At 70.0% G+C, this 12,144-nt stretch carries 10 protein-coding genes and 1 pseudogene; 5 read left to right on the top strand and 6 right to left on the bottom strand.

Going from position 1 to position 12,144, the window contains the following annotated elements:
- Positions 1 to 76: 76 nt before the first annotated feature.
- The 4 genes and pseudogenes from OG734_RS02180 to OG734_RS02165 form a co-directional block, all read right to left on the bottom strand.
- Entirely contained in the window at positions 77 to 949 is an 873-nt protein-coding gene (locus OG734_RS02180; RefSeq protein ID WP_330285748.1) for an SDR family oxidoreductase, read from the bottom strand.
- A 168-nt stretch (positions 950 to 1,117) separates the two neighbouring features.
- The gene (locus OG734_RS02175) at positions 1,118 to 1,690 is read right to left on the bottom strand and encodes a hypothetical protein (protein WP_330285747.1); all 573 of its coding nucleotides are present in this window, start codon (positions 1,688 to 1,690) and stop codon (positions 1,118 to 1,120) included.
- 25 nt (positions 1,691 to 1,715) lie between these two features.
- Positions 1,716 to 2,362, bottom strand: a pseudogene (locus OG734_RS02170) (STM4011 family radical SAM protein); the annotation flags it as partial.
- A gap of 99 nt (positions 2,363 to 2,461) precedes the next feature.
- A complete protein-coding gene (locus OG734_RS02165) occupies positions 2,462 to 3,325 on the bottom strand; it encodes a PaaX family transcriptional regulator (RefSeq protein WP_330285746.1) in 864 nt (287 codons plus the stop codon).
- 326 nt (positions 3,326 to 3,651) lie between these two features.
- Here OG734_RS02165 and OG734_RS02160 point away from each other — a divergent pair, with 326 nt between their 5' ends.
- The 4 genes from OG734_RS02160 to OG734_RS02145 are packed head-to-tail and all read left to right on the top strand — an operon-like array spanning position 3,652 to position 7,112.
- Positions 3,652 to 4,629, top strand: a complete 978-nt coding sequence (locus tag OG734_RS02160; RefSeq protein WP_330285745.1) for an ABC transporter substrate-binding protein — start codon at positions 3,652 to 3,654, stop codon at positions 4,627 to 4,629.
- A complete protein-coding gene (locus OG734_RS02155; protein WP_330285744.1) occupies positions 4,626 to 5,486 on the top strand; it encodes an ABC transporter permease in 861 nt (286 codons plus the stop codon). Before OG734_RS02160 ends, OG734_RS02155 begins: the two co-directional genes overlap by 4 nt.
- Positions 5,483 to 6,265, top strand: coding sequence for an ABC transporter permease (locus OG734_RS02150; RefSeq protein WP_330285743.1), 783 nt, complete (start codon positions 5,483 to 5,485; stop codon positions 6,263 to 6,265). The genes OG734_RS02155 and OG734_RS02150 overlap by 4 nt, the downstream gene beginning before the upstream one ends.
- 13 nt (positions 6,266 to 6,278) lie before the next feature.
- The gene (locus tag OG734_RS02145; RefSeq protein WP_330285742.1) at positions 6,279 to 7,112 is read left to right on the top strand and encodes an ABC transporter ATP-binding protein; all 834 of its coding nucleotides are present in this window, start codon (positions 6,279 to 6,281) and stop codon (positions 7,110 to 7,112) included.
- Positions 7,113 to 7,271: 159 nt separating this feature from the next.
- Here OG734_RS02145 and OG734_RS02140 read toward each other — a convergent pair whose 3' ends face one another.
- Positions 7,272 to 8,477, bottom strand: a complete 1,206-nt coding sequence (locus OG734_RS02140; RefSeq protein ID WP_330293533.1) for an MFS transporter — start codon at positions 8,475 to 8,477, stop codon at positions 7,272 to 7,274.
- An 87-nt stretch (positions 8,478 to 8,564) separates the two neighbouring features.
- Positions 8,565 to 9,836, bottom strand: a complete 1,272-nt coding sequence (locus OG734_RS02135) for a cellulase-like family protein (protein WP_330285741.1) — start codon at positions 9,834 to 9,836, stop codon at positions 8,565 to 8,567.
- A 76-nt stretch (positions 9,837 to 9,912) separates the two neighbouring features.
- Here OG734_RS02135 and OG734_RS02130 point away from each other — a divergent pair, with 76 nt between their 5' ends.
- Entirely contained in the window at positions 9,913 to 11,949 is a 2,037-nt protein-coding gene (locus tag OG734_RS02130; RefSeq protein ID WP_330285740.1) for a glycoside hydrolase family 2 protein, read from the top strand.
- Positions 11,950 to 12,144 lie beyond the last annotated feature (195 nt).

The raw sequence follows: 12,144 nt of genomic DNA, 5'->3' as shown, positions 1-12,144 counted from the left end.
AGGGGACACTTCGGCAGCGCAGTGGTACCCCGGTACCACTGGCGTGTCCTTCGGCGGAGGTACTCCGAGGAGTGGGTCAAGAAGCGACGGTGGCGCGAATGACGTCCGCCAAGGACGTGGCGGGGCGGCCGGTGAGGAAGGGCACCGCGTCGCTGACACCGTCGAGTTGGCCGGCCGCGATGGCCGTGTAGGTGGACACCCAGGCGTCGAGCTGCCACGGCGGCGCACCGTAGGAGGCGCGGGAGGCGTATGCCTCCTCGACTGTCTCGGGGTGGTAGGTGATGCTGCGGCCGAGCACCTCGGACACGATGCCGGCGGCGTCGTCCAACGTCAGGGACTCGGGCCCGGTCAGGTCGTAGACGGCACCGGTGTGGTCGCCCGGACGGGTCAGGATCGCGGCCGCCGCGTCGGCGATGTCGTCCTGGGAGACAAAGCCGGCCCGCCCCTGCCCGGCCGGACCACGGATCACACCGTCCGCACCGGCCAGCTGGGGGACGAACTCCGCGTACATGTTGTCGCGCAGGAAGGTGTACGCCATCCCGCTGGTGCGGATGTGCTCCTCGGTGTGGAAGTGGTCGCGGGCCAGGGTGAACGTCGCATAGGGCGCGGCGCCGAAGAAGGACACGTACACCAGGTGCTCGACACCCGCCTCGGCCACGCTGTCCACGAAGGCCTTGTGCTGGTCGAGCCGGTCGGCACTCTCGGAGGCGGACACCATGAACACGGTCTTAGCGCCGCGCAGTCCACGGACGACGGCGTCGTGGTCGACGAAACCGCCGAGGATCGCCGACGCACCGGGCAGGTCGGGCGCCCGTTCGAGGTCGCGCACCAGCAGCCGCTGCGCGACGCCCTGCTGGGCGAGGCGGCGGGCGACGCGTCCGCCGAGGGCTCCCGTGGCTCCGGTGACCACGACCGCGGATTCGGACGATTCGGTGGGCAGTTCGGTCATGGCTGGCATCACTTCCGGTCGGGTCGGGGTGTGAGCGGCTCGGGCGCGGGATCACACCGGGTGTATTGAAACCGGCACGGATCCGAAGGACGGGCACGCCGGTACCGCTGGGCGCGTCGCCGGGCCACCGCGCCCCCACGAAGCGATGACGGCGGCCGACGCCGGTCGTCAGAGGGCGAACGCCTCGGTCAGGCGGACGCTGTAGCCGTCCTCCTCCATGAGGACGACGGTGACGCCGAAGGGGGAGGGGTGGTCGATTTCGAGCGGGATGAAGGAGTAGTCGACCGCGGCCCGGACCGGGGGGATCAGTTTGCCGCCCGGCTGGGGTTCGGCCGCGGGCAGCCACTGGGGCTCGACCGCGGCCGGGCCCTCGGGGGAGTGCGCGAGGGCCCGCTCGGTGTAGGGGAAGCGGTGCAGCGTGTGGCCGTCCTTCGTCGCGTGCACCATGTTCAGGCATGGCGCCGGGTCGGTGACCGGCAACTCGCAGACGGTGGCGACGTCCTGGGTCTCCCAGGCGAGGACGACCTCGTCGGCTCCCGCCGCCGCGGCGATGTTCGACAGCTGGGCGATGCCGGTGAGCGCGTCCTTGCCGGTGTCGACGGGACGCAGCCAGATCAGGCCGACCAGTTCGCCGCGGACCAGCGGCATGATGACCGGGCGGGGCACCGCCCCCTCGCCCAGGCCCGCGGTGTACGCGTTCTTCATCGAGGCGGCCAGTGCGTCCCAGGTCTGCGTGTCCACGAACTTCCTCTCACCAACAGCACGTTCACGACTCAGGCGACCCTGTCACGGCAGCCGCCGTCGACGCCAACTCGGACGGGACCAGCGGCAGGAGCGGCCGGTCCGGGAGGGTCCGCGGAACGCGTTCCAGGATGCCGCCCGCGAACACGTCGCACAGCGGCAGTGTCTCCGGGCGGCACGGTAGGAACCGTCATACCGATTGCCCAGCTCCGCGCGGACGAAATGACAGCGGCGCACCGTGCCCTCACCGTCCACCGAGAGCACCTGCTCACCCGTGCGGCACGGCAGGTCCGCCGAGCGGTGCGGGTGACGGCTGAACGGGAAGAGCGGGTCCAGCGCGGTCCGCTCACCGGCCTGCTCGTCGGCGTAGGTGTGCCCTTCGGTCGTGTTCACCCACAGACAGACTGGTCCGGCAGCTCCGCGCGCAGACGTCGCGCGTGTTCCGGATGCTCAGGTACGCCGACGATGCCGATGCTGAAGTGGACGGCGTCTGCCCGGGATGGCAGGTGCGCCACGGAGCGACCGTGTCGCGGTCCGCGTCCGCCAGCCGGCCGGTGCGGCAGCTCAGGTTGGTCCGGATGGCGACCCGGCGCACATGCGGCTGGTGCGAGAGCTCCACGAGTGTGCGCCGGTACCAGAACGGACCAGTCCCTCGCCGGACGGGGTGAACACGCGAACGGGCAGTAGGGGCAGTCGTGGTCGCGGCGAGGACGTCCAGCTCGGCGGTGAAGCCGGCGCGTGGCTGCGAACCGAACCGGAGCCGGTACTCCGCTACGGGCAGCCCTTCGGCGTGGCGGTCTGTGCTGCCAGGAGTTCGGTGACCATCCGGCGGGCGGGGGTGTCGGTCTGTTGCGCGATGCGGTGGAAGGTTTCCTGGGCCGCGCGGGCCGGCCAGTCGGGCGGCAGGTGACCGGCGGGCAGCCGTGGGTCCGTGCGGATCGTGTCCAGCCATTCGCTGATCACGCGCAGTCGGACACCGAGCGGGTCGCCGGAATCGGTGCCGGGCCAGGCGGACCAGCGCTTGTCGAAGTCGGCGTACCGGGCGCCGACGCCGCCCAGGTCCCAGGTGTCGCGGATCATCAGGCCGATGTCGGTGGCGTCGTCCGCCCTGGCGTGGAAGATCTTGACGTGGGCGGCGAGGCCGAGCTCGGAGACCAGTGAGGAGGCGTCGATGTCACCGGGCGCGATCCACAGCCCGCTGTACAGGGCGCCGAAGCCCGACCAGGTGAGCCGGGAGCGCAGATCGTGCCGCTGGCGCTGCCAGGATTCGGGCAGCGAGAAGCCGAGCAGCGTCCAGGTGCCGTCCCAGTCGTCGTTGACGGCGCCGGTCTGCCAGAGGCGTCGCTTGCCGTCCCAGAGGATCTGTTCCGTCTGCGGGGTCAGACCGAAGTGCATCCTGCGTCCCTGACGCTGGCGCTGCAGCAGACCCCGGTTGACCATGCGGGTGAGGGTGGACCGGACGGCGTGTTCCCCGACTCCGGCGCGGGCGAGAACATCGATGATGCTGCCCGAGTACACAGGCCCGAGCCCCTCCTCCAGAACGTAGCTGCCGAAGAAGGCGAACAGGAGCGACTGGGGGCGCAGCTGTGGTCCGGCGGAGGTTTCCCCGGCGGCCTGTGGGTTCTCGTCGTGCACGTCGGAAAGGGTACGGCCGCCCGGAGGGTCCCCGGCCCCAGGGGGGACAGGCCAGGTCACGGGGACGTGGGGCCGACGAGGCCGCGGATTCTCGTACAGCGCTGCACGGATGGAACTCCCTTTTGACTGGGCCTCGTTGGGCCGTGGCCGGTGCTCGTCGAAGTTCTCGGAGCCTGTCTTGTCCGGAGTGCTGACAGCGCGAACATAGGTGTGTACATTGCGGCCGTCAAGAAAGTGCACAACATTTGGGGTCGCAAGTCCGCGCGACTCGTTCCGTCACCTCGGGGCGGACACATATTCAGCGTTGCTTCCGTCAGGAGGGGCCCATGCAAAGGCGCGTTCTCGGGCTTGCCGCAGTAGTGATCACCGTTGTCGGCGTGGCCGGATGCGGGTCGTCCGACCCGGCAGCCAGTGGTTCGTCGTCCTCGGACGGCGGCAAGACCACACAGGTCAAGGTCGGCATCATCCCCATCATCGATGTGGCCCCGCTCTATCTGGGCCAGAAGAAGGGGTTCTTCAGCAGCCGGGGCATCGAACTGGAGATGGTGAGCGCCCAGGGCGGCGCGGCGATCATCCCCGGTGTGGTGAGCGATCAGTTCCAGTTCGGGTTCAGCAACACCACGTCGCTGATGATCGCCCAGGTCAAGGGCGTACCGATCAAGTCCGTGGTCAACGGTGCGGCCTCCAACGGCAAGGTCGGGGCAGACGTCACCGGTGTGGCCGTCAAGAAGGACAGTTCGATCAAGTCGGCCAAGGACCTCGCCGGTCGCACGGTCGCCGTCAACACCCTGCAGAACATCGGGTCCACCACGGTGCGTGAATCGGTGCGGCTGGCCGGCGGGGACCCGTCGAAGGTCAAGTTCGTCGAAATGCCGTTCGACCAGATGCCGGCCGCACTGGACGCCGGGCGGGTGGACGCCGCCTGGATGGGCGATCCCGCGATGACGATCGCCAAGGCGCAGGGCGCCCGCGTCGTGGCCTCGCCGTTCGCCGAGACGGACCCCAAGCTCACCGTGGCGACCTACTTCACCTCCACCCAGCTCACGAAGCAGAAGCCCGACCTGGTGAAGAAGTTCGCCGCGGCCATGAGCGAGTCGCTCCAGTACGCCACCGACCACCCGGACGAGGCACGCCAGATCCTCACCACCTACACGAAGATCAGCGGCGATGTCCTGAACAAGCTCACGCTGCCCAACTGGCCTGCGGAGATCGACATGGCCTCGCTGCAGAAGCTGGCCTCCCTCGGGGAGACGGACGGGCTCTTCGACGGCAAGAAGCCCGACCTGAACGCCCTGTTCTCATGACCCGCGTCACTGTCACCACCGAGGCGGCGGACCCCGCCGGGACCGGCACCGGTCCCGGCGGGGCCCGCGCCCGGCGGCTGCCGGAGCGGGCCGTCACCCCGCTGCGCGGCCTGGCCGGACTCGCCGGGCTCGTCGCCGTACTCGAAGTGCTGCCGCATACCGGCCTGGTGTCGGCCGACTATCTGCCACCGGCCTCGGAGACCGTCCGCGCGCTGTGGCACCTGCTCGCCGAACAGACGTTCTGGACCGCGCTCGGCGACACCCTCACCGGCTGGGGCCTGGGCCTGGCCATCTCCGTCGTGGCGGGCGTGGTGGCCGGACTGGTCATCGGCTCCGTACCCGTACTGCGCGCGGTCACCGCCTCCACCATCGAGTTTCTGCGCCCCATCCCCTCCGTCGCCCTGATCCCGATAGCCGTACTGCTCTACGGCGCCGATCTCAGATCGAAGCTCCTGCTCGTGGTGTACGCCTCCTTCTGGCAGGTCCTCGTCCAGGTCCTGGCCGGCATCCAGGACGTCGACCCGGTCGCCGACGACACCGCCCGCAGCTATCGGCTCGGCACCTGGGGACGGCTGCGCCACGTCATGTGGCCCACCGCCCTGCCGTACGTGATGACGGGCGTACGGCTGGCTGCCACTGTCGCCCTCATCCTCGCCGTCACCGCCGAACTCGTCATCGGCGCACCCGGTCTCGGCCAGGAGATCGCCGTCGCGCAGACGTCCGGAGCCGTGCCGCAGGTGTACGCCCTGGTCCTGGTCACCGGGCTGCTCGGCGTCGCCGTCAACCTGGTCGCGCGAGCGGTCGAGCGACGGGCGCTGCACTGGCACCAGTCCGTCCGCCTGGAGGTGTCCGCATGACCGTCCTCAACGTCCTGCGACGCGCCCTGCTTCTCCTGGGCCTGCCCGCCGTCCTCTTCGCCGTCTGGTGGTACGCCACCGCCGACAGCACCGACTTCTACGTCCCGCCTCTGTCCGCCATCCTGGAAGCCTTCGGGAAGGTCTGGACGGGGGAGCGGCTGCTGTCCGACGTCGTCCCGAGTCTCCTGCGCCTCGCGGCCGGCTACCTCCTCGCCGTGGTGGTCGGGGTGGGCCTCGGCCTGCTGGTCGGCATGCGGCGGGCCGTACGGGACGTCCTGGAGCCGGTCCTCGAACTCTTCCGGGCCATCCCGCCGCCGGTGCTCGTCCCGGTGATCATGCTGTTCGCCGGCATCGGCGACACCATGAAGGTCATCGTCATCGTCAGCGGCTGCGTGTGGCCGATCCTGCTCAACACCGTCGAAGGCGTCCGCGCCGTGGACGAGGTGCTCAGCGACACCTGCCGGTCCTACGGCATCACCGGCACCGCCCGGCTGCGGCATCTGGTGCTGCGCGCGGCGAGCCCGCAGATCGTCACGGGTATGCGCCAGGCCCTGTCGATCGGGATCATCCTCATGGTCATCAGCGAGATGTTCGCCGCCAGCAACGGCCTGGGCTTCACGATCGTGCAGTTCCAGCGCTCGTTCGCGATCCCTGAGATGTGGAGCGGCGTACTGCTGCTCGGCATCCTCGGCTTCCTCCTGTCCCTGCTCTTCCGGTTCGCCGAGAACCGGGTCCTGGCCTGGTACCACGGCCTGCGCCGCGCCCAGCGCAACCCCTGAAACGGAGCCGTCGATGCTCGACGTACGCAACCTGCAGAAGATCTACACCGGACGCAACCGTCACGTCGAAGCCGTGCGGAACCTGACGTTCCATATCGGTGCCGGTGAACTCGTCTGCCTGGTCGGGCCGTCGGGATGCGGCAAGACCACGCTGCTGAAGTGCATGGCGGGACTGCTCGCCCCCACCGACGGCCAAGTGTTGCTGGACGGACGCCCGGTCGACGGGCCCCCGCCCGGGATGGCGGTCGTCTTCCAGGAGTACGGCCGCTCGCTGTTCGCCTGGATGAACGTCCGCGACAACGTCGCCCTGCCACTGCGCCGCAAGAAGCTGGGCAAGGCCCGGACACGGGAACTCGTGGACCACGCACTGGAGGTGGTCGGCCTGGCCGACGCCCACGAGGCCTACCCCTGGCAGCTGTCGGGCGGTATGCAGCAGCGCGTCGCCATCGCCCGCGCCGTCGCCTTCGAACCGAAGGTCCTGCTCATGGACGAGCCCTTCGCGGCCGTCGACGCGCAGACACGCGCCGAACTCGAGGACCTTGTCCGGCGCTTGTGGCGGGAGTTGGGGGTCACCGTCCTGTTCGTCACCCATGACATCGACGAGGCCGTCTACCTTGGCCAGCGCACCATCATCCTGTCCAAGTCGCCGACCGTCGTACAGGAGGACGTCACCATCGATCTCCCCGACGAGCGCGACCAGTTGCACACTCGCTCCAGCCCCCGCTTCGCCGAACTGCGCGCCCACGTCTACGAACAGATCCAGCGGGCAAAACACCGGAGCGGCGACACGGACGCCCAGGCCGTGGACCGGATACCCGAGCCCGCGCTGCAGAAGACCGAACGCTGAGCGGCCTCTTGGGGGGGCGAGACATGGAGCAGCCGACCGGGATCGAGGAACTGGCGGAACAGGTCGGTTCCTGCGCCTCGACGGGCAGGGCGTTCCAGGCCGGCAGGCCGACAGGTCGTGCAGGTAGGGCCCGGTGGTCGTCGGCCGACCGGCATCCCCTCACTCGCGGTGCTCCAACTGCCGCGCGGACGAGCTTGCCCGGTGTGCGGCAACGGCCATGACGACGACAGAGGCCAGGACGATGCCGGCGCCGACGTAGAGCGGGGAGGTGTAACCGAGGCCCGCGGTGATGGCGAGGCCGCCGAGCCAGGCACCGAGGGCGTTGCCGAGGTTGGACGCGGACACGTTGGCACTGGCGGCCAGAGCCGCTCCGTGCGCGTAGTCGGTGACGCGAGTGATCATGCCGGGCACACTGGCGAACCCGGTCACTCCCATCAGGAACACCAGCACCACCGACGCGGCGGCGCTGGTGGCCAGCAGACCGAACACGGCCAGGGTGACGGCGAGTCCGAGCAGGGACAGGACCAGGGCGCGGTCACGGTCGCGGTCGGCCGCTCGCCCGCCGACCAGGTTCCCGACGACCAGGCCGACGCCGTACACCATCAGCAACCAGGCGACGTCCGCCGACGAGAAGCCGCCGACCTCGGTGAACGTGTAGGCGATGTAGCTGAACGCGCCGAACATCCCGCCGTAGCCGAGTGCGGTGGCCGTCAGCGTCAGCCAGACCTGCCAGGACCGGAACGCACGGAACTGGGCCCGCAGGCTACTGGGTGGTGTCGGCTCCGAGGGGTCCGTCACCGGCGACGGCCGCGCCTCTCCCGCGCCACCGGGGACGAGGGTGACGATTCCCGCCAGCGCGAGCACGCCGATCGCGGTGACCGCCCAGAAGGCGGCCCGCCAGCCCCAGCGTTCACCGACCAGCGCACCGAACGGCACGCCCAGCACGTTCGCCACCGTCAGCCCGGCGAACATGACCGCCACCGCGCGGGACTTCCTCTCCGGCGCGACCAGACCGCGCGCGACCAGCGAGCCGATACCGAAGAACGAACCGTGGCACAACGCGGCGACGATCCGGCCGAGAAGCATCACCTCGTAGTTCTGCGCGATCGCGGACATCAGGTTGCCGACGACGAACAGCGCCACCAGGCCGGCCAGAACCTGCTTGCGGGGCAGCCGAGCCGTCGCCGCGGTCAGCGCGATCGCGCCGACCGCGACACTCAACGCGTACCCGGAGATCAGCCGGCCCGCGGCCGCCTCGGACACGTCGAAACTCGACGCCACCTGCGGCAGCAGCCCGGCGATCAGGAACTCGGTCAGACCGATACCGAAACCACCCAGCGCCAGCGCGATCAGTCCACTCGGCATCCGTCGCATGGCCACACCCTCGCCCCTGGCGGCGGACCCGTCCATGGACAAAGATCGACGGCACTTGGACGGAAGGTCGGATCGTGTTCAGCCCGCGGTGATGCGGGCGTTCACCCGCCGCATCCAGTCCTGGTCGGTGTGCCAAGTGGGGTGGTGCGGGGCCGCGTTGGAGGTCAGGACGACACCCTGGAAGCCCGCCGCGAGGCAGCGGTCGACGACGAACTCCGCGATGTCCTTGCCGACGGCGTCGTCCTCGAAGCGGGTCAGGAGCGGGGTGTAGCCGACGACGCCCTCGCCGAGGACGGCGGGGATGCCCCGGAGGCGGGCGAACTCGGCGACTGAGTCGACCCAGGCGGCCAGCGTCTCCCGCATGGTCTGCCGGTGCGACGCGTAGTTCTCGTAGAGCCAGAGGTCCCAGCGGTCGGGGTCCACCCAGTCGTGCGCGTAGAACAGTTCGCGCGGTATCCCCGTGGCGGCCAGCCGCCAGGGCTCGTCCGGCTGGTAGTCGGCGAAGGCGGGCGCGTCCGGGCGCAGCATGGCGGCCAGTTCGGGGGTGGGCCAGGCGGCCGACTCGGGCGCCGCCTCGGTGCCGTGTCCGAGTCCCACCGCCTCGTACAGCGCGCCGAGCACGCCGTAGACATAGAAGTGGAAGTGCGCGAGCTGCGCCTGCTCCGGCAGGTCGTGCAGCTCGTCGGGCCACGGCTCGCCCAGGGAGTAGGTGGCGGGGATGTCGGGGTGACGTGTCTGCAGCAGCTTCACGGCGCGTTCGAGAGGGCCGCGAAGGCGGGCGTAGTGGCGGGTGTCGCTGTCGCCGTCGTTCGGTACCAGGGAGCAGTTGTCGACCTCGTTGTGCACCTCGACATAGGCGACGGGGTCGGCGAGACCGCGCTCGGTGAGGAAGTCCAGCAGCCCGGCGAGTGACTCGGCCACCGCCTCTGCGCGGTCCGGTCCGGGCACCTCGGCCAGGGCGCGGTGCCAGGCGTCGGTGTCGGCGAAGCTGGGGGACTGCTGGTACTCCCACGAGGACACGATCACCTTGCAGTCGTGGCGGGCCGCCGCCTCGAACAGCTCGACGAGCCGTCGGCGGCCGTCCAGCGGATACCCGCCGCGCACGTTGTACCAGCGGGTGCGCTGCCCGAACTCCTCGCCCAGACCGCGGACTTGGACGGTCTCCGGCTCGGGGACGCGTCCCGAGAACAGCAGGAAGGGCATCGCGCAGATGCGCACGGTGTTGAAGCCCCGCTCCACCGTCTCGGTGAACGCCCGGTCCAGGTCGGCGAACGGCTCGCCGGGTCCAGCCTGGGTGTACCAGCTGAAGTCCCACAGGGTGATGGCCATTGTCTGCTGCTGTGTGGTCATGGGAGCACGCTAGCTCAATTCATTATTTATGAATAATGCTTGACAGGGGTGGCGGGACTGCCCAGGCTCATGTGCCATGACCGAATCCATCCGTCCGTCCCGGCGTACCGTCGTGACGGCACTCAGCGCCGCCGCCGTCGTCGTCGCTCTGCCCGCCTGGCCGGAGACCGCGCAAGCGGCGACCGCCACGGCAGGTCCGGTGCTCGACCCCCACCCGGCCACCGAGCCGTCCGGCACCCATGTGCGTGACGTCGGCGGCACCAACGTCGTCTTCCAGTACGGCGCAGTCCTCCCCGCCTTCGACGGCTGGCGCACCCACGAGCCCACCCGGGACTACCTGTCCCTGGACAGGAAATGGCGCTTCCGCTTCGACCCGGCCGATCAGGGGCTCGGCGAGGGCTGGCAGTCCGCGCGCCACGACGACAGCGCGTGGGGCCGCATCGACGTCCCGTCGGCGTGGGACCTGCTGGACACTCCCGGATTCGGCTCGCAGGACGCCCCCTTCGCCAAGGGCACCGCGTTCAGCGACGGCTACGCCTGGTACCGAACCACCGTCGACGTCCCCGGTTCGTGGCGCGCCCGGCACGTACGCATCGCCTTCCTCGCCGCGGGGTACAGCGCCGAGGTCTGGCTCGACGGCAAGCACCTCGGCAAGCACGAGGGCGCCAACTCCCCCTTCGCGCTTCCGGTGGCGGGGGCGCTGCGGCCGGGAACGCGTCAGACGATCGCCGTACGGGTCTTCCGCCGGGCGAGCTACACCGACTACACGGCCTCGACTCCCCAGCCGGTCACTGACGACCACGAACTGCCGTACAAGCCCGTCGACTACTGGCCCTACGCGGGCCTCACCCGGTCGGCCTGGATCGAGGCCGCCCCGCAGGTCACCATCGCCAGACTGCTCGCCGTCGGCGCGAACGGGCGCCTCGAGGCACGCGCGGTCGTCGAGAACCACAGCGCCTCGGACTTCGACGGCCGGCTCACACTGGATCCCGGCCGGGAGAGCGGCGGCCGGCCCGTCGTGGTCGCGGCCCGGATCGCGGCCCGCTCGGCGGGCGTCGTACGCGTCTCGGTCCCGATACCCCACGCCCCACGCTGGAGCCCGGCCTCGCCGCGCACGCTCACCGCCCGCGCCACCCTGACCGCCGGGAGGCACGCGGGCCCACGGGTGGACACCCTGTCCACCAACTACGGCGTGCGTGAACTGACCATCGGCGACGCGCAGTTGAGGCTGAACGGCAAGCCGCTGTTCCTCAAGGGCCTCAACTGGCACGAGGAGACCGCCGCGCACGGCAGGGCGATGACGCCGGCCGAGTACGACCGGGAACTGAGCCATGTGACGGCAGTGGGCGCCAACCTCATCCGCAACTGCGTCTACAACCGCCACCCGTACGTCTACGACTGGGCGGACGAGCACGGCGTGCTGGTGATGGACGACATCGACACCATGTGGCTCAACACCGCCCAGGAAAAGCTCCAGACCGAGCGCTACGGCCTTGCCCGCGCACTCGCCCTGACCATGGCCTGGAACCAGCACAACCACCCCTCGGTGATCCTCTGGGGGCTCCAGAACGAGTCGGAGATCGACGCCGCGGGCGCCCCGGTCTACCGGGCCTGGCTCGCCGACCTCAAGGCGGCCGTGAAGGCGGTCGACCTCACCGCCCGCCCCGTGACCTGGGCCTCCAACACCAGCAACGACCCCGCCTTCGACCTGGCCGACGTGATCGGGTTCAACGAGTACTTCGGCTACTTCTACGGCAAGGACGCAGACCTCGGCCCCACGCTGGACGCGGTCCACGCGAAGTATCCCGGCAAGCCGATCCTGATCACCGAGAACGGCACGTGGTCCGAGGCGGGCACCCACGGCCCCGACACCACTCAGGGTACGGAGGAGTGGCAGGCGGCGAGCTTCACCGCCCACTGGAACCAGGTGACCGCGCGCAGCGACTTCGTCGCCGGTTTCACCTACTGGGTCCTCAAGGACTACAAGCAGCGCGCCGGGTACAACCAGGCCTACAACGGCATCTCCGTCATGGGCCTGCTGACCTTCGCGGAGGAGCGTCCCAAGCTCGTCTACGACGTGTTCCGGAAGGCGGTCATGCCCACAGGCAGGTGACGCAAGGCAGGTGACGCCGAAGGGGGGAGGGGCGATCTGCCCCTCCCCTTCTGTTGGCGGCGAGTGCCACTCCGGCTCCCGGTACCGTGACGCGGTCGGCGAGAGCCCCGCCCCTGGGCCAGGCGTCGGTCATCGGCTCGGGGAGCCTGTTTTCCACCTCGGCGCGGCGACGGCTCGCGGATACGCGACCGAAGG

Source organism: Streptomyces sp. NBC_00576 (assembly GCF_036345175.1).
In the GTDB taxonomy this organism is placed as follows: Bacteria; Actinomycetota; Actinomycetes; order Streptomycetales; family Streptomycetaceae; genus Streptomyces.
Note: the sequence above shows the minus strand (reverse complement) of the source record. Positions and strands in the feature narration are given on the sequence as shown.

Excerpts from the sequence above, each read along its gene's own strand:
- OG734_RS02130 (WP_330285740.1), top strand. The coding sequence starts at position 9,913 with ATGACCGAATCCATCCGTCCGTCCCGGCGTACCGTCGTGACGGCACTC.
- OG734_RS02180 (WP_330285748.1), bottom strand. The coding sequence starts at position 949 with ATGACCGAACTGCCCACCGAATCGTCCGAATCCGCGGTCGTGGTCACC.
- OG734_RS02155 (WP_330285744.1), top strand. The coding sequence starts at position 4,626 with ATGACCCGCGTCACTGTCACCACCGAGGCGGCGGACCCCGCCGGGACC.
- OG734_RS02145 (WP_330285742.1), top strand. The coding sequence starts at position 6,279 with ATGCTCGACGTACGCAACCTGCAGAAGATCTACACCGGACGCAACCGT.
- OG734_RS02160 (WP_330285745.1), top strand. The coding sequence starts at position 3,652 with ATGCAAAGGCGCGTTCTCGGGCTTGCCGCAGTAGTGATCACCGTTGTC.
- OG734_RS02140 (WP_330293533.1), bottom strand. The coding sequence starts at position 8,477 with ATGCCGAGTGGACTGATCGCGCTGGCGCTGGGTGGTTTCGGTATCGGT.
- OG734_RS02135 (WP_330285741.1), bottom strand. The coding sequence starts at position 9,836 with ATGACCACACAGCAGCAGACAATGGCCATCACCCTGTGGGACTTCAGC.
- OG734_RS02150 (WP_330285743.1), top strand. The coding sequence starts at position 5,483 with ATGACCGTCCTCAACGTCCTGCGACGCGCCCTGCTTCTCCTGGGCCTG.